General features: G+C 58.8%; 14 protein-coding genes and 6 pseudogenes. 10 read left to right on the top strand and 10 right to left on the bottom strand.

The features are described from left to right. From AC0L2P_RS29175 to AC0L2P_RS29165, 3 genes and pseudogenes are all read right to left on the bottom strand, one after another. Positions 1-4,257: pseudogene (locus tag AC0L2P_RS29175) on the bottom strand (hypothetical protein); the annotation flags it as partial. A gap of 270 nt (positions 4,258-4,527) precedes the next feature. Beyond that, a complete protein-coding gene (gene virD4, locus AC0L2P_RS29170) occupies positions 4,528-6,273 on the bottom strand; it encodes a type IV secretion system ATPase VirD4 (protein WP_473506312.1) in 1,746 nt (581 codons plus the stop codon). Between the two features lie 242 nt (positions 6,274-6,515). Then, complete coding sequence (locus AC0L2P_RS29165) at positions 6,516-7,112, bottom strand: hypothetical protein (protein WP_473506310.1); 597 nt, start codon at positions 7,110-7,112, stop codon at positions 6,516-6,518. A 1,365-nt stretch (positions 7,113-8,477) separates the two neighbouring features. On the opposite strand from AC0L2P_RS29165, the pseudogene AC0L2P_RS29160 reads away from it, so the two are divergent. Continuing rightward, positions 8,478-8,983, top strand: a pseudogene (locus AC0L2P_RS29160) (IS21 family transposase); the annotation flags it as partial. 1,375 nt (positions 8,984-10,358) lie between these two features. Beyond that, positions 10,359-10,578, top strand: a pseudogene (locus tag AC0L2P_RS29155) (5-methyltetrahydropteroyltriglutamate--homocysteine S-methyltransferase); the annotation flags it as partial. Here AC0L2P_RS29155 and AC0L2P_RS29150 read toward each other — a convergent pair. After that, positions 10,575-11,612, bottom strand: coding sequence for a cytochrome-c peroxidase (locus AC0L2P_RS29150; protein ID WP_473506308.1), 1,038 nt, complete (start codon positions 11,610-11,612; stop codon positions 10,575-10,577). The pseudogene AC0L2P_RS29155 and the gene AC0L2P_RS29150 sit on opposite strands and share 4 nt — an antisense overlap. A 569-nt stretch (positions 11,613-12,181) precedes the next feature. Between AC0L2P_RS29150 and AC0L2P_RS29145 the strand changes: the two genes are divergently transcribed. Next, a complete protein-coding gene (locus tag AC0L2P_RS29145) occupies positions 12,182-12,646 on the top strand; it encodes a Ros/MucR family transcriptional regulator (RefSeq protein ID WP_473506306.1) in 465 nt (154 codons plus the stop codon). Positions 12,647-13,333: 687 nt separating this feature from the next. After that, positions 13,334-14,668, top strand: coding sequence for an oxygen-independent coproporphyrinogen III oxidase (gene hemN, locus AC0L2P_RS29140; protein ID WP_473506320.1), 1,335 nt, complete (start codon positions 13,334-13,336; stop codon positions 14,666-14,668). 158 nt (positions 14,669-14,826) lie between these two features. Here hemN and AC0L2P_RS29135 read toward each other — a convergent pair. The 3 genes and pseudogenes from AC0L2P_RS29135 to AC0L2P_RS29125 form a co-directional block, all read right to left on the bottom strand. Next, a pseudogene (locus AC0L2P_RS29135) lies at positions 14,827-14,997 on the bottom strand (SIS domain-containing protein); the annotation flags it as partial. Positions 14,998-15,068: 71 nt separating this feature from the next. Further along, positions 15,069-15,902, bottom strand: coding sequence for a prephenate dehydratase (locus tag AC0L2P_RS29130; RefSeq protein WP_473506304.1), 834 nt, complete (start codon positions 15,900-15,902; stop codon positions 15,069-15,071). A gap of 253 nt (positions 15,903-16,155) precedes the next feature. Next, positions 16,156-16,368 (bottom strand): cold-shock protein, encoded by a 213-nt coding sequence (locus tag AC0L2P_RS29125; RefSeq protein WP_095777381.1) that lies wholly within the window; start codon positions 16,366-16,368, stop codon positions 16,156-16,158. A 757-nt stretch (positions 16,369-17,125) separates the two neighbouring features. Here AC0L2P_RS29125 and AC0L2P_RS29120 point away from each other — a divergent pair. Continuing rightward, positions 17,126-17,517: pseudogene (locus tag AC0L2P_RS29120) on the top strand (M16 family metallopeptidase); the annotation flags it as partial. A 56-nt stretch (positions 17,518-17,573) separates the two neighbouring features. Here AC0L2P_RS29120 and AC0L2P_RS29115 read toward each other — a convergent pair. Both AC0L2P_RS29115 and AC0L2P_RS29110 read right to left on the bottom strand, forming a co-directional pair. After that, positions 17,574-18,257: a transposase gene (locus tag AC0L2P_RS29115; RefSeq protein ID WP_473506302.1), complete on the bottom strand. Its 684-nt coding sequence runs from the start codon at positions 18,255-18,257 to the stop codon at positions 17,574-17,576. 1,545 nt (positions 18,258-19,802) lie between these two features. Further along, positions 19,803-20,147 (bottom strand): winged helix-turn-helix domain-containing protein, encoded by a 345-nt coding sequence (locus tag AC0L2P_RS29110; RefSeq protein WP_473506300.1) that lies wholly within the window; start codon positions 20,145-20,147, stop codon positions 19,803-19,805. A gap of 76 nt (positions 20,148-20,223) precedes the next feature. Between AC0L2P_RS29110 and AC0L2P_RS29105 the strand changes: the two genes are divergently transcribed. The 3 genes from AC0L2P_RS29105 (at position 20,224) to AC0L2P_RS29095 (ending at position 22,732) form a co-directional block, all read left to right on the top strand. After that, on the top strand, positions 20,224-21,462 hold the full coding sequence (locus AC0L2P_RS29105; RefSeq protein ID WP_473506298.1) for a trans-sulfuration enzyme family protein: 1,239 nt from the start codon (positions 20,224-20,226) through the stop codon (positions 21,460-21,462). A gap of 40 nt (positions 21,463-21,502) precedes the next feature. Continuing rightward, positions 21,503-22,405 carry a dihydrodipicolinate synthase family protein gene (locus AC0L2P_RS29100; protein ID WP_473506296.1) on the top strand — a complete coding sequence of 301 codons (903 nt, stop codon included), beginning with the start codon at positions 21,503-21,505 and terminating at the stop codon, positions 22,403-22,405. A gap of 99 nt (positions 22,406-22,504) precedes the next feature. Then, complete coding sequence (locus AC0L2P_RS29095) at positions 22,505-22,732, top strand: FMN-binding negative transcriptional regulator (RefSeq protein WP_473506318.1); 228 nt, start codon at positions 22,505-22,507, stop codon at positions 22,730-22,732. 50 nt (positions 22,733-22,782) lie between these two features. Here AC0L2P_RS29095 and AC0L2P_RS29090 read toward each other — a convergent pair whose 3' ends face one another. Further along, positions 22,783-23,031 (bottom strand): DUF982 domain-containing protein, encoded by a 249-nt coding sequence (locus AC0L2P_RS29090; protein ID WP_473506294.1) that lies wholly within the window; start codon positions 23,029-23,031, stop codon positions 22,783-22,785. 408 nt (positions 23,032-23,439) lie between these two features. Between AC0L2P_RS29090 and AC0L2P_RS29085 the strand changes: the two genes are divergently transcribed. Next, entirely contained in the window at positions 23,440-23,688 is a 249-nt protein-coding gene (locus tag AC0L2P_RS29085; RefSeq protein ID WP_473506292.1) for a DUF6074 family protein, read from the top strand. A 204-nt stretch (positions 23,689-23,892) separates the two neighbouring features. Then, positions 23,893-24,471, top strand: a pseudogene (locus AC0L2P_RS29080) (nucleotidyl transferase AbiEii/AbiGii toxin family protein); the annotation flags it as partial. Positions 24,472-25,351: the final 880 nt, after the last annotated feature.

The raw sequence follows: 25,351 nt of genomic DNA, 5'->3' as shown, positions 1-25,351 counted from the left end.
GGGCTGCATCGGCACGCGGCCGCCTGAATTGCCGATTTCGCTCGGCGGCTGCTGAATGGCGGCGGCTTGCGGGGCCCACTGCCTCTCCGCTGGCCGCAACGGCGCCGTCGAATGTTCATTGTTGACGATGAACCGCTCGGGTGGCGGGAGGTTGCCCTGGTCAAGCGCATCCGGCGAGGGCCGGATCTGCTGTTGGCTAGCAGCTAACGCTGGCGGGGCGGCCTCAACTCCGGCGTGCCCAGAGCCGGCCGCTGCCAAAGCGTCCGCCACGATCCTGTCTGACGCGGGCTTCGCATCGCGAACCCGTCCCAACGCCAAGCGGAGATAACGATTGCCTGGAAACAACCCCTCGGCGAGTTTGATCCGCGAATCATGATCCAGCCCAGAGATCGTCTGGCCCTGACTCTCAAGCACCTTAGAAAAATTGCGAAGATTACGACCATAGATAAGACGGGTGGTTAAGGCCAAGCTGCTGTCACTGGTCACTTGTTCCAAGACATGCGCGTCTGCCTTTGAGGGCGCCGTCACTGGCCACCGGCCAGTCGCTGAATAGCCCGGCTCATGATACGCACGCAGGACGTTCAACGCCGGCTTTATGTCCTTGTTTTGCGGAAAGAAAGTATCGACGTGATCGACCAGGGATTGGTGATTTTTTAGATCAGTCGCTTGGCCACGAGCGCCGAGATCATTCGCCAATCGGCGAAGCGCAGACGAGTATATTCCGAGCGTCGGCGTGCTATGGTGTTGCTGAGCCGCAGCGTGGGCGATCGCCTTATCAATCACGTCCCGGTGTTCGTCCGACAGATGGGGATAGCGGGTAGCAGAAGTCGCTGAATAGCCCGGCTCATGATAGGCACGGAGGGCGTTCAACGCCCTCTTTATTTCCTCCTTATTCGGAAGAAAAGCATCGACGTGATCGACCAGGGATTGGTGATTTTTTAGGTCAGTCGCTTGGCCACGAGCGCCGAGATCATTTGCCAATCGGCGAAGTGCATACCTGTATTTTAGGACCGTGCTCTCGCTATATTTTTGCTGAGCCGCAACGTGGGCGATCGCCTTATCAATAAGGTCCCGGTGTTCGTCGGAAAGATGGGGATAGCCGGTAGCACGGGCGCCACTCGCGACAGGATCGGCTCGGCGCGGCTCGGCCACGTGCGGCTCAAAGCCCGCTTGCCGGGCCTGGCCCGCATTCGGCAAGGGGTCGTGGCGGTCCACGAAAGGGAGCATCGCGTCTGGGACGCGGTGAGTCCCATGGGAGAAGCCTTTGGGGACCGCAAATGAGACGTTTATGGAGTTCTCGATCGCAGCGAGGTGCTTCTCAGACCATGCGGACGGCGCGGCCTCCGCATGCAGCCTTCCGATGTGTTCGGACCATGTCCCTTGAACAGGTACCCCTTCCAATGGCAATTCACCCAACTGCTGCATGGGGGGCTGCATCGGCACGCGGCCGCCTGAATTGCCGATTTCGCTCAGCGGCTGCTGAATGGCGGCGGCTTGCGGCGTATTCAGGGCCCTCTGCCTCTCCGCTGGCCCCAACAGCGCTGTGTAATGTTCATCGTTGATGATCACCCACTCGGGTGGCAGGAGGTTGCCCCGGTCAAGCGCATCCGGCCAGGGCCGGATCTGCTGTTGGCTGGCAGCTAACGCTGGCGGGGCGGCGGCCTCAACTCCGGCGTGCCCAGAGCCGGCCGCTGCGAAAGCGTCCGCCGTGATGCTGTTGAGGTCACCCGGTCCAGCGGGCATCCCTGGCTCGCTGAAAAAAGACGAGGCGGCTTGGTCATCCTGCCCTCGCTGAAGCAGTTCGCTCAACCCCTGTTCCAGTCGCAGAAGCTCCTCTGGATTGGTTGGCGACTCGTCAGCTCGATCATCGAACAGCCGCCGGACCGCCTCGGGAACCCCGTCTGACACGGGCTCCGCATCGCGAACCCGTCGCAACGCGAAGAGGAGATTGCGGTTGCCTGGAAGCAACGTCTCGGCGATTTCGATCCGCGAATCGTGATCCAGCCCAGAGATCGTCTGGCCCTGACTCTCAAGCACCTCAGAAAATTTGCGAAGATTACGACCATATTCAGCACGGCTGCCTAAGGCCAAGCTGCTGTCACTGGTCACTTGTTCTAAGATATGCGCGTCTGCCTTTGAGGGCACCGGCACTCGCGACGGGACAGTCGCTGAATAGCCCGGCTCATGATACGCACGCAGGACGTTCAACGCCGTCTTTATATTACCGTCTTTCGGAAAGAAACTATCGAGGTGATCGACCAGGGATTGGTGATTTTTTAGATCAGTCGCTTGGCCACGAGCGCCGAGATCATTCGCCAATCGGCGAAGCGCAGACGAGTATATTTCGAGCGTGCTCTCGCTATATTTTTGCTGAGCCGCAGCGTGGGCGATCGCCTTATCAATAACGTCCCGGTGTTCGTCGGACAGATGGCGATAGCGGGTAGCACGGGCGCCACTCGCGACGGGAGCCGGATCGGCTCGGCGCGGCTCGCCCACGTGCTGCTCAAAGCTCACTTGCCGCGCCTGGCCCGCATCCGGCAAGAGGCCATGGTGGTCCAAGGAAGAGAGCATCGCGTCTGGGACGTGTTGAGTCCCATGGGAGAAGTCTTTGGGGACGGCGAATGGAACGGGTGGCAGGTGGTTGCCCTGGTCAAGCGCATCCGGCCAGGGCCGGTGTTGGCTGGCAGCTAACGCTGGCGGGGCGGCGGCCTCAACTCCGGCGTGCCCAGAGCCGGCCGCTGCGAAAGCGTCCGTCACGCTTCTGTCTGACGCGGACTCCATATCGCGAACCCGTTGCAGCGCCAAGCGGAGATAGGGGTGGCCTGGAAACAACGTCTCGGCGAATTTGATCCGCGAATCGTGATCCAGCCCAGAGATCGTCTGGCCCCGACTCTCAAGCTCCTCAGAAAATCTGCGAAGACTACGACCATAGACAGCACGGGTGGTTGAGGCCAACCTGCTGTCATTGGTCACTTGTTCCAAGACATACGCGTCTGCCTTTGAGGGCACCGTCACTGGCCACCGGCCAGTCGCTGAATAGCCCGGCTCATGATACGCACGCAGGACGTTCAACGCCGGCTTTATATCCTTAATATCATTGTTTTTCGGAAAGAAAGCATCGACGTGATCGACCAGGGATTGGTGATTTTTTAGATCAGTCGCTTGGCCGCGAGCGCCGAGATCATTCGCCAATCGGCGAAGCGCAGACGAGTATATTCGAAGCGTCTCCGCGCTATGGTGTTGCTGAGCCGCAGCGTGGCCGATCGCCTTATCAATAACGTCTCGGTGTTCGTCGGACAGATGGGGATAGCGGGTAGCAGGGGCGCCAGCAGTCGCTGAATAGCCCGGCTCATGATACGCACGCAGGACGTTCAACGCCCTCTTCATATCATCGTTTTTCGGAAAGAAAGCATCGACGTGATCGACCAGGGATTGGTGATTTTTTAGGTCAGTCGCTTGGCCACGAGCGCCGAGATCATTCGCCAATCGGCGAAGTGCATACGTGTATTTTCGGACCGTGCTCTCGCTATATTTTTGCTGAGCCGCAACGTGAGTGATCGCCTTATCAATAACGTCCCGGTGTTCGCCGGAGAGATGGGGATAGCCGGTAGCGCGGGCGCCATTCGCGACAGGATCGGCTCGGCGCGGCTCGGCCACGTGCTGCTCAAAGCCCACTTGCCGGGCCTGGCCCGCATCCGGCAAGGAGCCATGGCGGTCCAAGAAAGAGAGCATCGCGTCTGGGACTTGAGTCCCATGGGAGAAGCCTTTGGGGACGGCGAATGAGACGTTTATGGAGTTCTCGATGGCAGCGGGGGGCTCAGCCCTTGCGGGGGGCTCAGCCCTTGCGGAGGGCGCGGCCTCCGCATGCAGCCTTCCGATGTGTTCGGACCCTGTCCCTTGAACGGGTACCCCTTCCAATGGCAATTCACCCAACCGCTGCATGGGGGGCTGCATCGGCACGCGGCCGCCTGAATTGCCGATTTCAATCAGCGGCTGCTGAATGGCGGCGGCTTGCGGCGTATTCAGGGCCCTCTGCCTCTCCGCTGGCCTCAATAGCACTGTGGAATGTTCATTGTTGATGATGACCCACCCGGGTGGCAGGTGGTTGCCCTGGTCAAGCGCATCCGGCCAGGGCCGGATCTGCTGTTGGCTGGCAGCTAACGCTGGCGGGGCGGCGGCCTCAACTCCGGCGTGCCCAGAGCCGGCCGCTGCGAAAGTGTCCGCCACGATGCTGTTGAGGTCACCCCCAGCGGGCATCCCTGGGTCGCTGAAAAGAGACGAGGCGGCTTGATCATCCTGCCGTCGCTCAAGCCCTTCGCTCAATTGTTCTAGTCGCAGAACCTCTTCTGGATTGGTTGGCGACTCGTCAGCTTGATCGAACAGCCTCCGGGCCTCGGCAAGGTGCTGCTCAAAGCTCGCTTGCCGGGCCTGGCCCGCTTGCCCCTCTTCCAAGGCGGCATCCTGCACCTGCGACGAAACTGTTACTCGGGATGGATTACTATTTCGCGGGTCCACATTAGCCTCACATCAAACTGTATCGTCAAAGTCCTGCGCTAATCCACGCAGCGGCTCATCGAGTTGAGATTCTGCCGAGAGCCTCTCGTCTGCTATCGTCAAGGGTGCCGGCTCCGGAAGGGCGCCTGTCTGGCTTTCAAAGATGCGTTTCAGAATGCGATCCGAATAATATCGCACCTTCCTCAATTGCAATGGTGGCAGACCTTTGATGAGAACGATCTCGTACTCGTCATTGAGCAGCCGCACCTGTTCGGGACGCAACAGCGGTGCACCTTGATGTGAATTCTGAATGTTCCAATCGAACGTGCGCGCCTGGCTGTAGGAAATCGATTGGGCTTGAAACGTGTATTCACCGATAGCTTTGGAAATGTAGTTCGGAGTCTCGTCATCGGCAGTGGCCATGAACACTTGCAGGCCGGTATTGCTGAGAAAATTCTGCTTGCCAGCCTCGCCATAGGCCCCCGTCAGTGCCGAGAGGCTTTGGATGATGAGCATGAAGCGACCCTTGTAGCCCGCGATGGTCGTAATTGCGGTCTCGATCGCCTCCAGCTTACCCAAGTGCTTGAATTCATCGAGCAGAAACAGAACTTCGTATTTTTCATCCCGGCGAGGCAGCGACCGCTGTAGAATTGAAACGACTTGCTGAAAGAACAGGCGTACCAAAGGCGCGACCACCTCAAGATCGTTCGGACCAACGCAAAGATAGATGCACGTTTTGCGACGGCGAAGATCATAGACCGAAAAATCTGAGCGACTTGTCGCCGCCTTTACAGCGGGATCCGCCCACAAATTGAGCCCGCCATCGCCAAGGACGGACGTGTAGGAGGTTAGGATTTTTGTATCGTTCCCGGCCATGTCGTCGAAGATGCGTTGTGCCTCTTTGTTCCGGGTCTCCATGGCGAGTCGCGCGAAGAGCTTAAACTTCTCCCCCGGCTGGGCGAAGAGATCGTAGACGGCGCCGATTGTTGGCGTGCCCCGCTCGATGCAGGCGAGGATACCCGCGACAAAGAGATCTCGCGCGCCGTTGACGAAACCTTCCGCGCCCTCCCCCTTCGCCGTAATCAGGTTTGCTGCCAAGCGGCGGGCCTCGGTGAATTGCTGCTGTGGAGACAGCGCAATAAGGTCCAACAGCGGATTATAGCAATTCGTGCGCCGCTCCGAATCCAGCGGCGCAAATTTGAACACCTCGGCGCCGGCGGTCTGCCGCGCCCTCGAGGTAAGCTCAAAGAGCTCCCCCTTGACGTCGAGAGCTATCACCGAGCCTTTGAATGTAAGTAGCGTTGGGATGACTATGCCGACGCCCTTACCAGCACGGGTCGGTGCAACGATGAGGCTGTGAGGCTGCTCGCCATTGGTCAGGTAGTAGCCAGGCCAGAAAGGGCCACTCGTCTTCCCAAATACCGGGCCTGTCACGCCACGGTATCGTCGCAGATATCCGGTGCGTCGCATTTCATCCACTCGAGCCCAACGAGCCGTCCCGTGGTGTTCGAGCTTACGGCGCAATACGATCTGCTGAATCAGCAAGACGACCGCGGATGTCGAGAGCACGATAGCCGCGCCCCGATAGAAGACGGGGGTTGCGAAACCCAGATAGAAGGGCGTCTCAAACCAAAAGGCACGGACGTCAAACGTAATCAAAGCCTCGCCGCCACCCCCGTGAAGGAACGTTGCGTACAGACTTGCCGCACAGAAGCCCAAGGCGAGTGAGCAGGCGATGCTAACGGCTATGTTGGGGGGCGTCGTTTTTGTTGAAGGCATTGTTCCATTGCCGGATTAGCCGTAGCTAATGCTGCGGCTTCAAACACCGAACCGACGTCGCGCGATGTCGCCGCCCGACAGATCGATGCCGCAGCGGGTGGTGCAATGGTTGCATCGCACCACCCGGCAGGCGTGGTCTTGAAAGTTACACCAGGCAGGTACATCAACGGCCAGCGAATTGGAGATGGCAAGGCCGTGAACGGAATTCGGGGAGAAAGCGTCACTGTACCATGGCCGAGACCTCAACGGCCGGAGCGATCTCTGCTTCTCGAGGCAGCCATCAGGTCGTCTCGAGCGTGACTGAAGTCGTGGTTAATGGCCTGACCGACTAGACCACCCCGCTGCAGCTGTTCATAGGAGATTTGCGCGCTTGTCGCACGGACTGCAGCCTCAAGACCTGCTATATGGCCGTCCAGATTCGCATTCCGTTCCGCTGCTGCATACCGCGGCGGAGGCATGTGCGGCAAGATATCTTGCATGCCGGGAACTGCGTGAGCTTGGGCCTGTTGATTTGCGTCTAATTCATGATACACGGCGATAATGGCATTTTGTGCGTTCTCCTTGACCATGTGGTGATTATGAGGATCAGCCGCCAATTCAATGGCCTGCTCAAAAATGCGGGATTTATTTGCGTCATTAAACTTACCGAAGTTTTGTGAAGCGTAAAGAGCTCCGAGAGCTTGCTCCGGTGGCTCCATGTTGCCAATGCGATTAACAACAGCATCTTGCATCTGTGGCGTTAGGTAATTGGCTATACTACTGACCGCTCTGACTTGCTCCAATGCGACGTTATCCGGCTGGTACCCCAATCCGTCTGTCAATTTCCGGGCCAGCTCCATGGCTGATTGTCCGAGCTGATTGGCCCGCCTTTCAAATTTCGCGAGGTCAGTTTCTGGCCCGGGTTGAGTGCCCCGAACGGCTGTCCGCGCTTGCGTCCCGAGGTCTTTGAAGCCCCCAAGATTTCGCGCTGTATCGCGCGGGTTAGCGGTTACCAGCCGTTCTGCAACATCGCTCAATGGCCCCTCTGGAAGATCCAGGAGGCCACTGAGTCTCCCCCCGCCTTGGGATGAACTTGCAGCTGCGCGTGCCCGTTTGTTATCGCGATCCATTGCTCGGCCTCCAAAGGCGTTTCTCTACCCCATGAGGTTACCACCGAAGCTTGATCTGCTGAACCAATATGGTGTTACACTTGTAGTCTCGGGGGCTTCTCCCAGCTCTCTGGGTCACGCCGCGAGCCCATCTAAGCCAAAGAAATATGATGAAGTTGGCCTCAAAGACGATGCATGTTTCGCAGCCTGATGGCACGAATGGCACGCCGATGCCGCCTCTTTCGCCTGCTCCTACCCGCCGTTGGAAAACGCCGGCATGATGTCGCTCGCAGCAGCTTCTCCTTTGAGAGCAGACCTGTATGCTCGAGCGTTTCGATGACGACCATCGCCTTTCCAGCCGACACCCGCGGCTGTCCTCCTCCCTTGGCAAGGAAATCAGTCGCGACCTGGTCGGCAATTTGCACAACCCCGCGCTAATGCATTGCCGTGCCATGCCACCACCAAGCCGTTCCTGCTGCAGTTGGGCTTCGACAGCCTTCGCTATCCAGGCGGTTTTCATTTTCGGCAAAGGGTCGCCGCCCTTCCAGGCAAACTCGTCCCGTTTTCTCGATGGTATGAAGGACATCTCGGCGGGAAGCCAAAGCAACCTCAGCCGATGCCGGTCACTACAGGGAGGCAAGTCTTGCCGCATTGGCCGATCGCGATTTCGGCGCTTACCTCGCTACCCAATGCGACAAGCACTCTGCCGAAGGCAGATCGCGCTACCCCGGCGCGCGTCGACGGAAATGCATGCCCCTTTGCTGTGGGCGCCGGTTCCGGTACTGAACCACACCGTCGTCATCGCGACAGGCTTCCCGACCTGGCCGGAAGCTACTTCCTCTACGATCTGAGGCACCGCGCGCGGACGTCCGCCACACACGCTGGCACACTCCGAAACAAAAATGCCCATAGCCCACCGCGCACTGTCATCGGGTGAGGAATATTCCCTGATTGTGAGCATCGAAGACTTCCCTCGTTGGCGCTGCTGCCGCCCGCGACGCGTCTCGGAACTGGCGGCTTTCGCTCCGGCCTCGATGGTCCGTTCCGATTTGATCGGAATAGGAGCGGCGTTAGTGGTCCAAGGAGAACTTCTGATCATTTGGATCTACTCAAGGCCTGTCCGTGACGGCGATCGCCCGGCGAACATGCCGCGACCCAAGATGGTCTGCAAATACATCGAGCGCGGGCTCGAACTCCCGGCCTATGGCCCGGGACAGGCGGGGCGGCCAAACAAGATCGCCCCCTTTGTCGACTATCTACGCGAACGGAACTCAACCTTTCCCGATCTGAGCGCCTGCGCCTGACGCGCGAGATTCGTGAGACCGGCTATGACGACGCCTACACCGCCGTGAAGCGCTTCGTGGCCATGATCCGACTGCAGGAGCAGGTGCGTCCCTTCGAGCTGCAGTTCGAGGCTCCGGCCGGACATCAAGCACAGATCGACTTCGCGCGGTTCGTCACCGAGTTCACCGACGCGCCGGGCGTGATGCGCCATCGTCCGGCTGTTCTCGCTCGTGCTTAGTCACTCGCGCTGGTTCTTCGCCCGCTATGTCATGGACCAGGACCTGCAGACGTATTGCCGCTGTCATATGCAGGCTTTCGACGCCATTGGAGGAAACCCGTCGAGGGCCGACCCACGCGGGCGGCCTCAATACGCGATGACCCGCTCTCACGAAGGTACCGGCCAGCCGTACTGCGCGCGCAACCGAATTCCTTTGTGATCCGTTTCGCGCCTCAGCCGCATCGATGCAGCCGCACCATCGACATCACTTCCTCTGCTTGCAGCATCCCTTACCCTGCATCGCCCCTCGACGGTGCAGGACGCACAGAAATCCCACCTCCCAAGGAGAGGGGGCAGTTCTTCGCCTCGTCAGGGTCAGTTTCTCAATTCGGTCGACACCATCCACCGGCCATTCTGGTCCTGACAGCCTGTTGGCTGGGGTGATCGGGTGGATAGTCCGGACATTGGATTGCGCGCAAGCTGTAGCTGAAGCCCTTCGAAGCCATTCTCCGCTCCGTATTTGCGGGCAGCCTCCTTGCCCGGCTTGAACCGCTGACCGGAACGACGGGCCGTATCCCGAGCGGCGCGGTGAGCGCCAGCGTGAGCGGCTCGCCCGATGCGAGCTTGCGTCGCCTTCCTGATACCCTCCTCCCGCCTGATGCCGGCCCGAGGTGCGTCTGGCCTGACGGCCGACGCCCGCCTAACCACTGTGGCGTGCAGGTCTTTAACGGGCTGTGCAATTTGGAGTATCGATCAATGAGCGGATCAGCTTGCTTCTGATGCCCGCCATTTGCTTTTCGGGCGTCGCACCTGATTCCTCAAGAAGAGCAGCAGGGTGGTTCGATCCGGCACTGACCCTTAAGCGGGGGGCTGGTTTGAGCCGGTGCCGGACCGAACCGTCTCAGGGCAACGCCGGCTATCTCGTGGATGATTGGGACGATCTCGCGGCTAAACGGTGGCGACAATGTGTCACGGAATCACCGTTTCCAACACGCACTTGGCAAATGTGACTAGACGTTTCCGACTGTGCGGCGCAGCCCGGCTTCGGCCAAAGCTCTGCAGTTCGGCCGCGAAACGTGATGTTCGCTGTAGGAAGAGCACTGACCGGCCACAGCGGTCGGGATGAAGGATAGGGAAACACTCACAAGACTGATCCCGCAGCACGACGGGTGATCAACGCACAGTGACCAGCCGCTGCGGCTCGATGGCGCGAACTCGACCAGATCCTCATGCCTTAAGGACTCACACTGGAAAGCCACTGAGTGACGGGATCACCTTCCCGGTTGCTCACATCTAGCCTACCTGAGGGACTCGGAATCATGGCCACACCTAACTGTTGAGACACGTGGCGCCATCGCGCCCTGTCGACCGAGGTCCCTGACCAGCAATGCTGCGTTTCTGGGCGGCGGCCGCGACTACCAGAACTCCTGAATGTGGGACGATGCAAAGAATTGGGTCAATTGTGGGCTGCAGTACATGCCAACCAGCCGCCCTCCGAACGAAACGACATGGTGCAGCATTTCGGCGAGCAGCTGTCCGACCTCGCTTCACCCAGCATGGCTGGGTACAAAGTTATTGCTCCCGCCACGTGCGCCTCCCATTATCTTCGGCGACGTACCGCGGCCCAATCCGATGACGGTGCGCTGGTGGCGATTCGCCCAGTCGATTAGGAAACCAATGCTCACGCGCCCGACGCGATCGTTTCCCTGGATCTACGATTGAGGTCGAGGTGTTGTCGCCGTTTCAGTGGGTAAGATGGGATAGGCTATCTCCGGTAGCTTTCCGGTCAGCGAATTAAGGAAGGCAACGAGCAGATCGACTTCGTTTTGCGTTAATTCTTCGCCAAGCTGGGTGGTCCCCATGATGGCGACGGCCTGTCTCAGATCCCAAACCTTGCCCGAATGAAAGTACGGCGCCGTGATTGCTACGTTGCGCAACGGTGCCACGCGGAAAACATAGGAATCGTCGGCTGCATTGGTGAGGGCAAATCGGCCCTTGTCGTACTCCGGCAGAACATCCGCGCTAGGCTTCTCAACGAGGCCGAATGGGTAATATCCTTCGCCTCCAACGTTGATACCGGAATGGCAAGACGAGCAGCCCTTTTCGATGAAAAGTGCCAGGCCCTGTTTCTCTTCGGAACTGATGGCGGCGTCATCGCCATTGAGAAAGGCGTCGAAGGGGGCCGGCGTGACCAGTGTCGCCTCAAAGGCTTCGATTGCTTTGGCCACGTTTTCGAAGGAAATGCGATCGGCTTCATCCGGGAAAGCCGAATTGAACCACTCGACATATTGCGGCATCGACTTGAGGGTGTCGATGACTTGATCCGGTGTGTTGGCCATTTCGCCACCGGCCTGTATCGGTCCCTTGGCCTGAGCCTTCAGGTCCGCGGCGCGACCATCCCAAAACTGTCCTTTGTTAAAGACGGCGTTAAATACCGTCGGCGCGTTGCGCCATCCCTTCTGCCAACCATGCCCAATCGACGTTTCGCGATTGTCGTCGCCTCCGGTCGCCAAGTTGTGGCACGAGTTGCACGAGAAGACTCCTGACGACGACAGGCGTGGATCGAAGAACAGGGCCCTGCCGAGGGCAATCTTCTCCGGTGTGATCGGGTTGTCGGCGACCGCCGGCCTGGATGGCAAAGGCTTGAAGGTGGCCAGTGCCGTTTGTTTGAGATCTACTGGGATCAGTTGCGCAGCAAATGCGGTGGCCGCCAGAAAGGCAACAGCCATCGCAATGAATAGCATTTTCATAAATGGTGTCCTTGCGGTATGCACGGCAACCATTCTCCACATGCGGTTCGCGAACGCCTTGCGCTAGATCAGCGGATCGAGAGAATCTGGCCTGCCGGCCGGGCCGTCATACGGCATGGAGCGGCAGAAACCGTAACGGTGTGTTCATCGCTCCGGCAGCGGATTCAAAGAGGTGGGCGCGCAACATCGCTGTCTGTTCGCCCGAGGGGTTGGTTGGTTCCGTGGTCCGTCGCGACAATGCCACGATAACGCCAACGTGCTTCTACGACCGAAGTTTGGTACTCCAGCCGATGCACGGCTGATGGCATCGAACCAAGCTTTCTGGGTCTTCCGCTCTCGCTTTTGCAAAATTCAAAGGGACGAGATCGGGAACGAAAGACAATACTGACCCAGTTACGGGACAGCCATAACCGCGCAGATCAGCGTTCACGACCGCTTGATACGGCGCTACAGACCTCGATATTGGGACGGTATCGAATAATCCTGTCGAGACATTTGTTGCTTTCAGCGGAGACCACCACTAGAAGCGACGCTTCGCCGACTAAGGTTCAATCCGCCCGGAGAGTTTCATGACAGAAGAAGCCTACAAAAACATCGACAACCTCATCCAGCTTACCGCTGATGTCGTGTCAGCCTATGTCTCCAACAATCCGGTCCCGGTGGGCGATCTCCCTGCACTGATCGGCCAAGTGCACGCGGCACTCGAAGGCAGGATCGGAAGTGTCTCCGCAGAAGAGCCGCAGGTTCTGAAGCCTGCTGTCCCGATCAGGAAATCGGTGACGCCGGACTACATCATCTGCCTCGAGGACGGGAAGAAATTCAAATCGGTAAGGCGCCATCTGTCGACCCACTATGGTATGACGCCGGATGAATATCGCGCAAAATGGGGGCTGCCCGCGGATTATCCCATGGTCGCGCCGAATTACGCCGCCGCGCGCTCTGCGTTGGCCAAGACGATGGGGCTCGGCCGCAGACCGAAACAGCCAGAGACGAACACGCCGCCGAATAGGACCCGTAAGAAGGTCGCAGCTTGATACCATCTTTCTAGATCCGTTCTGGAGCGGGCGGCTGCAACAGGCGTGATCTGTACAGAACGTGAAAAAGGCGGGGGCCCACTCCCGCCTCCTTGGAGACGACGTGACTTCACTAGGAATTTACGCCCGCTTGCAGCCACCTGCTGCCTCGGCCTTCCGGTCGATCCATGTTCTCGCCCGCTCTTATCAGCAGTCATCAGCACATCCGGCAGGTGCCGCGTCATTCCGGCTCTTGCCCGGACGCAGGAGAAATTCAGCCAGCTCTGCTGAGGCTGCCAGCGAGGACTTGCCAGCGCGTCAGTCGATCTCAAGTTTGACTTCTCCCGTAAGAGACGTCTCGAAAGGACCGGGCTTGATGTCTCTGGTCCCGGCAGTCTAGTTAGCCCGCGTCAGTTCCGAATTTTGGGCGGACAGGCGGAAACAAACTTGGTCAGCCGTTTGAGTTTGCTGCGTCAATCCATCTTCCGTCGACGAAACCTCGGCACTGCGGATCACGCGTTGAGGTTGACTGGGTGCTTGGGCGCAAGACCCCTGCGCCGGCAGGATTCGACCGGACGACACTTCACCTCCGCCTTTCGTTGACAAACGCTGGTTCGCGGCCAAACCGGAACGAATTTGACATAACGCAGAGACACAGGAGATCGCAGCGGTAGAAGGAGGACAGTTGTCAGCTTGGGAGAGAAACTGTTGCGGACTTCTATCTTGAAAAAATATCGCGAGGCTCTCCTGCCTTGGTACACCATCTATCCGACTGTGCCGGAGTTCTCCGCCGCGGTCGGCGCCGAAACTTATGAGGGATGGCTTAGGGGTCTACCGGCTGACGATTCGGTGTCGCTCTATCTCCATGTTCCGTTCTGCCAATCGATTTGCTGGTATTGCGGCTTCCCTACCACCATCTCCCGCAATGATGCGCCGATCCTTAATTATCTGGCGGTCGTACGTGACGAAATCCGTTTGGTCTTGGAGCAAGTGCCGCAGGGGCTGCCCGTGAACGACGTGCATTTCGGCGGTGGAACCCCGACCCTTATCGGGCCGGCGGAGTTTTTGGCCATGATCGAACTCCTGCGCCGCCGCTTCGCGTTCAGGAAACCCGCTACGATCGCCGTCGAGATTGACCCGCGCACGTTCACGGCCGAGATCGCCGAAGCGTTGGGATCAGCCAACGTGAATCGCGCCAGCCTCGGAGTGCAGAGCTTTGATCCCATTGTTCAAAAAGCGATCAACCGGGTCCAGAGCGAGGCGCAGACGGCCGCTGCCGTCGATGAGCTGCGTCGGCATGGAGTAAGTCGCATCAACTTCGATCTGATCTACGGTCTCGCGCATCAGACGGTCCAGTCATGCGTCCAGACCGCGACGTCGGCGGTCGCGATGCGCCCCAACCGGCTTTCGGTGTTCGGGTACGCGCACATTCCGTCTGTCATAAAGACTCAGCGCCTGATTGAGGAGACAGCCCTGCCGGACAGCGTTGCCCGCGCGGAACAGGCCGCGGCCGTGGCCGAGACGCTGGTTGCCGCCGGCTACGAAGAGGTCGGCCTCGACCATTTCGCCTTGCCGGACGACGAACTTATCGTGGCGCAGACTAGCGGTCGCCTGCGGCGTAACTCGCTGGGTTACTCGGCCGACACCTGCAAAACCCTGATCGGTTTCGGCACATCGGCTATCGGTCGTGTCGGCGAGGGTTACGTCCAGAACGAGGTTACACGGGATTTCTACAGCCGGCACATCGCAGCTGGCCGGCTGCCAACGTCAAAGGGCTACCGTCTCACGGACGAAGACCGCGTGCGAGCCGCCATTATCGAGCGGCTGATGTGCGATTTGGAGGCCGATGTGCCGGCAATCTGTGCGGCCCATCGATTTGATCCGATTCGTTTTCGCGGTTCAGCTGAGCGGCTGGCAATGCTGGCTGAGGACGGGATAGTGGACATCGAAAAGGGTTTCATCCGAGTGCGGCAGGAGCATCGCTTCCTGATTCGCGCTGTTGCTGCCGCATTCGATGCTTTTCGCGACCGGGTTGGCTCGTAAGCACATCCAAGCAACGTGAGGCGAGTCCAAGGGATGACCGATCGTGCTAAACGGCACGCTCATGAATCACCGCAGGCGCCAGTGATGGCGGCCTTGCGCCGCCTGAAGTGCTTCGCGTTCCGAATGGACCAGCGTTGCCGCCTATGAACGCGTCACAATCATTCGACCGTGACTGATTTGCGAGTTGCTCGGCTGTTCGACATGCCCCATGACTACCGCCGTTGGGTAGGCAAGAAGCTGTGTCGGCAGCGAGAAGATCAGGATGATCTCGTCTGTGGCCGGCAGCACGAGTGCATCGTGTCAAGTTTCGATTCGGCTGCCCCCTTTTTCATCAGTGCCGAGGATCAACAGTTGGCGTCATGGGCCGAAACTAGCTTAGCCATAGCCAGTCTAGCCATGGCTAGTAAAGACGTGGGTACGATCCCAGAATCCTAATGCCATCGATAGCCGCCAACGCAGCCAGCGCCGGGTGCGTCGAAACGTGTCCAGCGACATCGATGACATACTGATGGGTGTCCAGCCGCTGGCATGTTGGACGCTGATAGATGTTGAGAACCACTAAATCTTCCTTCGAGAACATGTTCAGTACATAACTGAGGTCTTGCTCTGAAACGCGGAGATGAAGTGTCGTCCGGTCGAATCCTGTCGGCGCAGGAGTGTTGCGCCCAAGCACCCACCACCGGGTTACGTTATGTAGCCCTTCTTCGATTCCTGTTCGCAAGATCTGCAGATTGTACAGCTTGGCTCCAAGTGCAGGACCAAATGCCGCTATAGATAGAGACTTTTGCTCAGCCACGAAAGATGTCGTTCCCATGCGGCTCTCTCGCTCGACGTTCGGCATGTTCTCGTCCAGCCACGCGGCCACCTCCTGCAAGGCTACGGGATGGCCCATTACCTTGGTGATCGTCGCGAAACTCGCATCCTTGCTTGCAATCAGGCTGTAGCTCAGGACCTTCGGATACTCGGCGATGATCCTGGGAGACCTCGAGCTTAGGATTTGATCGAGGTAAGGAGTGGTTCCGACCAGAGAGGTCGTAGCTGGGGCGCATGCGACGTCGACGCAGCCCTTTTCATATGCTTCGAACAATCCGTCGCTGAACGGAACGAGTTCAACTTGGTCACCAAAGATGTCCAGCGTGGCTTGATGTGTCCAGGTACCCTCGGGGCCAATGTACCCGGCCCTCTTGATCCCGGAGATGTCAATCGCTGGAGGCCGCTTGAATTGCTCGTTCATTCTCCGGCCACACTCGATCGAGAGTGCGTCAGACCCCACATCCCAGGCAGAATCACATGTGGAGAGATTGACTGCAGAACATAAGAAGCCGGGGACCCGCCCCTCTCCACTCGCAAACATCTTGTTTCAGTAGGAATTGGCAGCTTCCCCAATCTGCTGCCCCGGTCGGCGATGGGATCCAAGTTCTTGCCCGCTCTTATGGGGCGGTCGGTGGCACGTCTGCCCGGCTCTTGCCGGGCAGAAGCAGAAGAGTTCAGCCAGCTTTGCTGAGACTGCCAGCGGAGGACTTGCCAGTACGGCGGTCCTGTTCGATCTCGTAGTTGATCTTCTGGCCCTCATTAAGGGTCGAAAGGCCCGCTCGTTCGACAGCCGAAATGTGGACGAAAACATCCTGACCGCCATTGTCGGGCTGGATAAATCCAAATCCCTTGGTGCTGTTGAACCACTTTACCGTTCCGGTCGCCATAATCGTATTCCTCTGTAACCATTTCGATGTGGGCAGGCCATGAGCCAGTCCGCTTCATATCCGAGATTTCAGGAGGAGCAAAAGCGAAAATTGCAAAAGCCCCGCTCCAATGGCAAAGCGGCTCGCAAGGCCCGCGGTGACCGCCTGTCGCCGGAAGCATCTCCCGCGCTGGCGCTCGGAATGGCCCAAAAAATCAAGCAAGTCCTGCAACGCTCCAGAAATTCCAGAACCGCGTCTATCGCTGGTTTTGGAGCCCTATCGCGGGATCTGCGATCTACATGTGAGCAAGGGTACCCTGACGACCCAGCAGCTGCGGCGCGCGCTAACGCCACCACATTCGTCGCTCTCCAACGGGTAGTTTACCTAGCCACCTTGTAGAGCGGCAAGGGATTCCCATTCGCCGTGTCAGATCCGACAATGTCGGATAGACAACAGAGCAGATCCGATAAATCACATTGCCGAAAGGGTTTTGCCATTTGGCACGGCTCGTGCGCGGTCATCGCAAACGCGTCACGAAGCCAGGAGAGTCGCCCCGTGATCCCCCACCAAAAATTGCCGCCTCACCTTTCCCCCTCGGACTCAAAGATAACGCTCGAGCCGGCCTGGAAGCATGCTGAGGGCTCATCCCGGCCCGGCTCTGTCCACTGATCCACCTGCTCCCAGTAAGGCCGACGAGGACGCGGAACCTTCAAAATGAGGACAACTCACTTCGCCTCGAACCTTGCCCACCGCCCGGTCACCACAACCGAAGGCATCGATAAATCTTCGGTCTGGCTGGCTGTGCGGGACACTTTTTGCGACCGCGGTGGCGGTTGTGACCACCGCTCCGGTTCTGGCTGCCACCGATGACATAAAGGCAACGAATTTACTGCTCGACAACGGCATGGAGGTGGTCGTCATCCCCGATCATCGCGCGCCCATCGTCACTCGCATGGCGTGGTACAAATCTGCAGCGCCGACGAGCCGCCGTGGAAACCCGGCATCGCGCATTTTTTCGAGCATATGACGTTCAAAGCGACGGCCAATCATGCCGCCGGCGAGTTGAACCGCGCGGTGGCCGAGATCGGCGGCGCACAACGCCTTCCCTCTTACCACTATACCGCCTTCTACGAAGGAGTGGCGTCCTCGGCGTTGGAGCAGATGATGAGCGCTCGGATAGCGTCCACGACGAATACGTATCCGCTCCGGTCTGCGATTCAGCGTTATTACAGCTCCAGTTTCCTCTTCAGTTCCGCGTTCTCCTTGCGCAAGCGTTCCGCGAGCAGGCTCTTCAGTCGCTTGTTTTCTTCTTCAAGCGCGAGGAGATCCTTCAGATTGTCACCATCCGATGCAGGCGGCGCAGCCTTCTTCCATTTATAGTAGGTCTGTTCCGAGATGCCGGCCTGCTTTACGGCATCCTTGTGACTGGCGCCGCCGCTAATAGACTTCTCGATCTGGGCGAGCATCTGGGCACGCTCCTTTTCAGAGTAAATCTTCCGTCCGGTCCGCACGGCCGCTGCTGGTCCTTCCTCCGCCTGAGGCGCCGTCTTGGCGGCATTCTTCCGAGCAGGCTGCCTAGGCTCAGCCTTCGCCTTCCGCGACCGGGGGGCTTTCTTCTTTTCAGGCGTCTCCACTTTCGCTGCCGGTTCTGTGGCAGTTTTTACTGATTCAGCTTCCAAGGGATTTGCCATAAGATGCTCCGCTCCCAGTTTGTGCATGTGTTCAGCATCAAGCGCTACGGCACTAGAGTCAATAAGGCGACCATTTGGCAACTCCATCTCCTGGAGTTCCCTTGTTGTCTCGGCCATTGCTGCGGAGAGATCGACATCGCTCCAGATGGAACGACCCCGTTTTTGAGAACTGCGCTTCTGTCTGATCTCCACCGTGAACGGTCGGGTCTGCCGCCTCATAGTTTCTTTCCTTGTTGGACACGAATTTACGCGGAAGTCGCGGCAGACGACGAATGAACGTCAGGGCCTTCTTCTGTCGCCCGAGCTATATGCACCGACGGCGCGAGCAAGCCTGCTGGCTACCACACCCTGAACAGACCGTTTCCTATGAAGCCTGTGAGCAGGTGGGCTATGCCATCGGCATCGACGAGGAGGTCGATATCCCCAAACCTGTCAACATGCAAAGGCTATTTCCCCGTGTGTCCGATAGTACATCGACGGCGTGCATCCAAACTCAGAGAAGCTGCTCCAGAGCGCCGTTCCAATCTCGGTCCCGGAGCGCGTGCCCGTAAAGGCCAACTCGTGACTGCAGGCCTGCACGCCTTCTGTGCCTCCGATCTCTCTCTGCCTTCGCTCGACGCTTTCTCGCCGTGCCCTCGCCAGCGCTAGCGCAACGGTCGCCCTGCCCCGGATACCGAGGTTCGCGTTCAATTTGGCGAAGCCGCCTGAGGGAGTGCAGCAGTCGCCGCCGCTCTGGTTCTTCTTCTTCCAGATGCCGCCAATCTCGATCCGGCGGTTGCGCGGCGTCCTGCCATAGAGGCGATACACCGGAGCCTTCGGGTTTGTGTTTCAACCGGCTCGCCAGTGATGTGGATGTCGAAGGTCAGAGTGGCGAAGTTGCCGCTCAGGGTGTTGGTTTCGGCATCGCGATCGGATCAAGTCGACGATGTGGCTAATCGGAAGCCTCGCCGGAGGCATACGCTCAGCCGGATGCCATCGTCGGATCTTCATCGCTCGCGCTAGGCATCACCGGTTATCTGGACTCTAACAACCTGTCCGCGGCCGAGACCCATAGAGCCACGGCCGTCTGCAATGCCCAGGCAAGGTCTTAAAAACCTCGCTGTGCCTGAATGCGCTTCGAGGAGCATTGCACACTGCGTAGTTCCAGGTCCTACATCTCCGATAAATCCAGCGCCAATCATCCGTACCCTTCAGGTGCAGTTGATGGGTTCCGAGCTCAACAATCGGATTCGAAGCGTAAACCTCCGTTCGTTTAATTCCCCGCCTTTCCACCACTTCCGACTTTAGCTCTACGCCAGCGACGTCGATCAAATGGAAACATAACGCAATCGCGCACGGTGAGCGGCTCGAGTTGGTCTCGGAGCTAACTTCAGGCCACTCGTTCTGTTTTGGCCAGTATGCCGTTGCAAAAAATCCTATCGTAGATAGTTGAAAAGAAGCCGTAGTTTCGGCGCTGGTGATGCGGTTCCAACGAGTGGTGAATGCGATGGGCCTTGTCGTCGCCAACGACATATCGAAGCGACCCAAGACCGATGCGGGTGCAGAGTGTGAAAGATGGGTCTGAAAAGCAATGAGCGTCATGGCAACACAAGGCACTACGCCAGATTCGAAGCGGAACAGCGTGAGTGGTAGTGCCACCAACCCTAGCCTTCCGGGGCGTTGTGACATCGCCGCGTTCATCGCGCGCTTCAGGTCAGCGCCGGGAAATCAGATGGCGCGAGGTCGCCATACCGGAAATCGACCTTCAAGCGGTCGGGATGGTAATCAGGCCATGGCGGACTGGCGCGCAGTCGCTCGCCGTAGCCGCAAACTGCATCGGGCCGGTCCGTTTTGGCAGCGCGCTGCTGGCCTTGCTGCGGACCAGCGAAGACGTACGCGAGTCCTTGCGCCTTGAACGACCTGGATTAAACGTTCCGCAGCCAACTGGTCGTAAGCGACGCTAACCGGCGTTCGCGAAACGCCGAGCTCATTTGCCAGGCGGGACGACGGCAGCTGACCGCCCCGTTCATAGAGCCCGGCCAGGATCTGCCCGCGAAGAGCTTCGTAGATTTGGCGAGCGCCCAGCCCTGGCGAGCGACCTGCCGACGCGGCACGGGAAGACTGGACCATTTGCTTTATCGCCAACTGGACGCAATCTGAACCAGTGTGACGGCATTGTCCCCGAAATCAAGAGGACTCAAAATCAATGATCGGCGCCGAAGATCAACTTGGAACCGATGCACCAACAACGCCGGCCTCGAACGACGCCGATCTAGCATTCTCCACCCGGGCCATCCATCATGGCTACGATCCGGCCGGCTTTTCCAATTCCGTTCAGCCGCCTGTGTTTCTTACCTCGACCTACGGATTTGAAAGTGTGGCAGCAAACGAGGCGGCCGCAGCGCTTGGCGGAAGACTCTACGCACGCGAATACAACCCGACCACCGAGATCCTCGAAAAACGGCTCGCCAATCTCGAAGGAGCCGAAGCTGGGCTGGTCGTTGCCTCGGGGATGGCGGCTTTCGGCACGCTGATCCTTTCGCTGCTTTCGCAAGGTGACGAACTCATTGTCCACAAGACGATCTATTCCAACACGCTCGCCATGGTCGAACAGGGATTGCCGCGGTTTGGCATCAAGGTCGTTGCGGTCGATCTCTCAAATCCGAGCAATCTCGATGGCGCCATCACTGACAGGACCCGGCTCGTTTTCTTTGAGACGCCGATCAACCCGCTGAGCCGAATCCTCGACATCGCCGCCATTGCCGAACACGCCCATGCGCGCGGCGTGAAAGTCGCGGTCGACAGCACCTTCGCCTCGCCTGCCCTCCAGCGTCCGCTGGAACTCGGAGCGGACATCGTGATGCATTCGTTGACCAAGTACATCAACGGCCACGGCGATGCGCTGGGCGGCGCGATACTCGGTGATGCGAAAACACTGCACCTGCTGCACGAAACTGGCCTGCGTTATGTCACCGGGGCAGCGCTCTCGCCGATGTCGACGTTCCTGATCTTGCGCGGGTTGAAGACGCTCACCTTGCGTATGGAACGTCACAGTGCCTCTGGGCTTGCGGTCGCTCAGGCGCTCGAGGGGCACCCGGCTGTGGCTTGGGTGAGCTATCCGTTTCTCGGCTCTCATCCCGACCATGAGATCGCGCATAGACAGATGTCGCAGGGCTCGGGCATGTTGGCTCTGGGCCTCCACACTGGGTTCGAAGGCGCGCGCCGTATGATGGACCGGCTCAAGCTAATCACCCGGGCGGTCAGCCTCGGCGACGCAGACAGCCTCATCTATCATCCGGCAAGCCTGACCCGCTCGCGCAAGTCAATTCGCCAGGAAGCGCATTTGCCTGATGAAGTTGGCGACGACCTCATGCGCCTGTCGGTAGGACTCGAAGACGCGGCCGATTTGATCGCGGATCTGCAGCAGGCACTGGACGCGGTCTGATGCCCAACGCTTTACCCAACCCAACGACGGGAGCTTCAGCATGGCGTTCCTGACCGGCCTTTCCGCCTTCCCAATCACACCGGGAGATGCTGAGGGCCACGTCGATGCCCTGGCGCTGCGCAAGCTGATTGCACGGCTTTGCGCAGCAAACGTGGATTCCATCGGCCTGCTCGGCAGTACCGGCACCTATATGTATCTCTCGCGCGAGGAACGCCGCCGCGCGCTTTCCGAGGCACTGGACGAGACGGGTGGACGGATCCCGGTCGTGGCGGGCGTGGGCGCCTTGCGCACTGACGAGGCGGTAAAATATGCAAGTGACGCAAAGGCCCTCGGCGCAGCCGCTGGCTTGCTCGCGGCCGTCTCCTACACTCCGCTCACCGACGACGAAGTTTTCGAGCATTTTTCTACAGTGGCGCGCGAAAGCGGTCTCCCAATCGTGATCTACGACAATCCTGGAACGACGCATTTTCGCTTCACGCCAGCGCTCGTCGGGCGCCTGGCACAGCTGCCTGGCATCCTCGCAATCAAAAACTCAACCGGCCGGGGCGATGCCATCAAACGCCATCTGGTGCACCAGAAAAAAATCGTGCCAGAAGGTTTCTCGATCGGCTACAGCGGCGACTGGAACGCCGCCGAGGCCATGATCGCCGGCGCCGATACATGGTACAGCGTCCTCGGTGGCATCTTGCCCGAGCCCTGCCTGGGGATTGTCAGAGCCGCTCAGCACGGCGATCACGCAGAAGCACACCGGATCGACGCCACGCTGGCCCGGCTGTGGGAGCTTTTTGAGCTGTTTTCGAGCCTTCGCGTCGTCTACGCGCTCGCCGAGCTCCTTGACATCTGTCGCGCAGAGCCCCCACGGCCAATCATGCCGCTTCCCGCTGCCGCGAAGCGCCAGCTCGCGGGCGCCCTGGCCCGCCTGGGATCAGATACCGGATCGTAAGCCGCGAGACTTCAAATCATTGAAGGGAGAACATGTACTACTGGAACCTAGCCGAGAGGTTCTCTACGATCTGATCGAGAACGACGCGCGCTCGGCGTCCTGATCACCCATGGATCGACGGGACTCGAAGCCAATCACATCCCCTCCGAACTCGACAGCTCGCCAGGAGAATTTGGCGCCCTTCGAGCCACGTTGCACCTAACAACCTGGTCTGGCGGGATCGGCGAGGAGGTGCTCGTCGTGTTCCGGGCCTCCGACGCCTACATTTCTCCGCAATGGTATACGATCAAGCACGAGTTCCACAAACAGGTGCCGACATGGAACTAGCTCGTAGCCATGCACACCCTAAGTATCAAAGCGTCGACGTGCAAACAGCATCAGTCGCTGCGCAGGATCTTTGCTTCAAGCGCGGCTGCCACAAAAGCTCGTCGAGCAGCTGGTGGATGAGCCTCACCACGCAGTACCTGCAAACAGGCGTTCATCGCTACCGTCCGTTTCTCGGTCTGACGATGAAGATCACGCAGCAGGATAGCGGCCGCGTGATTGACATCGAATACGATACGCTCTGAGCTGCGGCCGCCAACCTGAACAACGACCGCCCTCTCAAATCTCTGCAAGCCGGTCATCTCTCGACCCCCCGGCGTTCATGCGTCAATAGGCCGAGCTCGTCTTCTTTGCCGAGCCGAGCCGGTTCCGCTGCGAACTGTGAAATGTCGAGCCAATGCCCTCTTGACCAGCCCCGCGCCAGCCTCACACGAGTCGCCGAAGCCTAGGCTCGGTCTTTTCCACTGCCCCCCTGCAGTCAGGCAGCTATTGCTTGGCGGAGGCTGCATCCTCCAACATACGGCGCGATTCGCAAAGCTGAAAAGGCGTCGCGCGCTGCACTTACAGACCTCCTCCTTTCGCAACGTTCAGATTGCTCCCTCAAACTCTGGATCACCGGCGCTGCTGGCCTCTGTCCAAAAAAAGCGCCGTTAACGAATTTTTTTAACCCGCCAATGCTTAATCGCGAGACTGAAGGCGTGAGGTGATCGATGGGGGACTCAAACATAAGCGCGTTTCCGCTGCATCGGCGGCGGAAATTGGTCGAAGGTATCGCCCGGGTTCTGGAATGCAAGAACGGGGAGGACGCCAATGCCTTCTGGCGCAGCACCGTGAAGACAATTCTCGTCCAACTGTCCCAATTAGGAATTGCACGGGGGCTCGCCGAACAGGAAATTGGAACGCTTCTCCGTGCTGTCTTAAGCGATATAGCCACCCGGTCTGCGAGAGTCGCACAATAGCATGGGCTCACGGAAGACTTGCGCGTGAAGAACCCCGGGGCTTCGCCGAGGCTAGCATCATTGCATCCGTCAATTGTAAGGTCTTCTCGAGGCGCCTATATCCAAGGACCGATGGCGGCGGCCTTGACTGAATTGGTAGCTGCCGCCGCAGAGCGTGTCGCTCGAAGACTTTCAGGTACGAGCTGACGACGACGACAGCAGACCCTCCTGCTTTGGTATCCGACCGCAACGCCTGTTGAGACGAATGTCCGTCCGGCAGTGAAGATTGAGTCAGGCGTGAAGTCGGCACTCGACCCGAACACGCCGCAGATCATTCGACCTTATGTCGATGAAGATGCGCCAGGTCTCGATCTGAGGGTGCCCAACGTCACCACGGTCGATCCAGAGCGGACCTTTTGGGATAAGGCCGTGATTTTTCACGGCCTGCGTCGCTGGTTTGAGCGTCGCGGCGAACTGCGTGGTGACGGCCAACGGATCTCGCGCCACTACTATGACATTCATCGGCTCATGAAATTCGAAACCGGCCGCCGGGCGATCGCGAAGATGGAGCTTGGCGCCGACTGCGTGGCTCATGCTCGCATGTTTTTCAATCGCAAGGACTACGACCTTGCGACTGCGGAGCCGCCGACATTTGCTCTGCTGCCATATGACGGAATGATTGACGCTTTGGGGCGAGACTATGTTGCCATGAGCGCCATGATCTTCGGACCCGTCCCGAATTTCGACTTGGTGATCGAGAGCGTCCAACGGTTGGAAACCCTGTTGAACGCGCCAGAAGGCTGACATCTTGCCTCCCGCGTGTTCGCCACTTGTGCTTCGAAACTCGCATAAAGGCAGACTGGTGTGATGTCCGGAAATGTCTTGGCACTCACGGAGTTTACCAGTCCGGAATTATGGGTCGCTGGTGTGTGGCTATGCGATTGTAAACAGGAGAGTTTTATGGCTGAGGGTAGGTTTCCGATCCTGAGACCGAGTTTACCAATGGCCTCAATGACAGGTTATTCCGGATTGGCATTAAGTGACTGGATTTCCGCCGGATATGGGCGCCCTGTTGGTCAACCAATTATAGTCGGCAACAGATTGGTCAACCTGAAACGACAGGATTGGTAAAAACTGAGGCAGCCCGTCGACCAAGGTCCCGCTCTGCGCTTCCCCTACAATCGCGTTGTGCCAGACGGCGTCAGCATCTCAGCGTGGGCATTGTGCGCAGGCTTCAAAGTCCTGACTTAATTCCGGACAGCGACAGATAATTCTGAACGCCACAGCACTGCGCTTGGAGGAAGCTCTCCACGATGCTGGGCGAGGGTGCCAGCCTACTTCCTTGTCCGCCGCCATGAGCCGATTGTGGTGGCGAAGAAAGTCCATCCAGGTATGGCGTGCGGAATGTCTCTGTCCAAAGTGAGGGCGTTGAACGTTTCCGTGGAGCAGTTGCGCGCGTCAGCGCGGTAAATCGTGTCGGTATGCGCCGCAATGCCGCAATGCAGCCCAGAAAGGCCTTGAGTCAAAGATTGGGCGCAGCGGCTAAAGTTGAGCCAATGAATTTTTTAGACGATTGTCGGCCTCGGCCGGGTCCGGAAATTCCGGTCCGAATCTACGAGCGGCAGCTATGGGTCGCACTCTGGCGTCTGCAAGGTGCTTATCCAACGACTGTTGTGTGGCGAAC

It is taken from the genome of Mesorhizobium sp. WSM4836 (assembly GCF_055811815.1).
The sequence above is the reverse complement of the archived record's forward strand: the minus strand, read 5'-3'. Positions and strand labels throughout refer to the sequence as shown.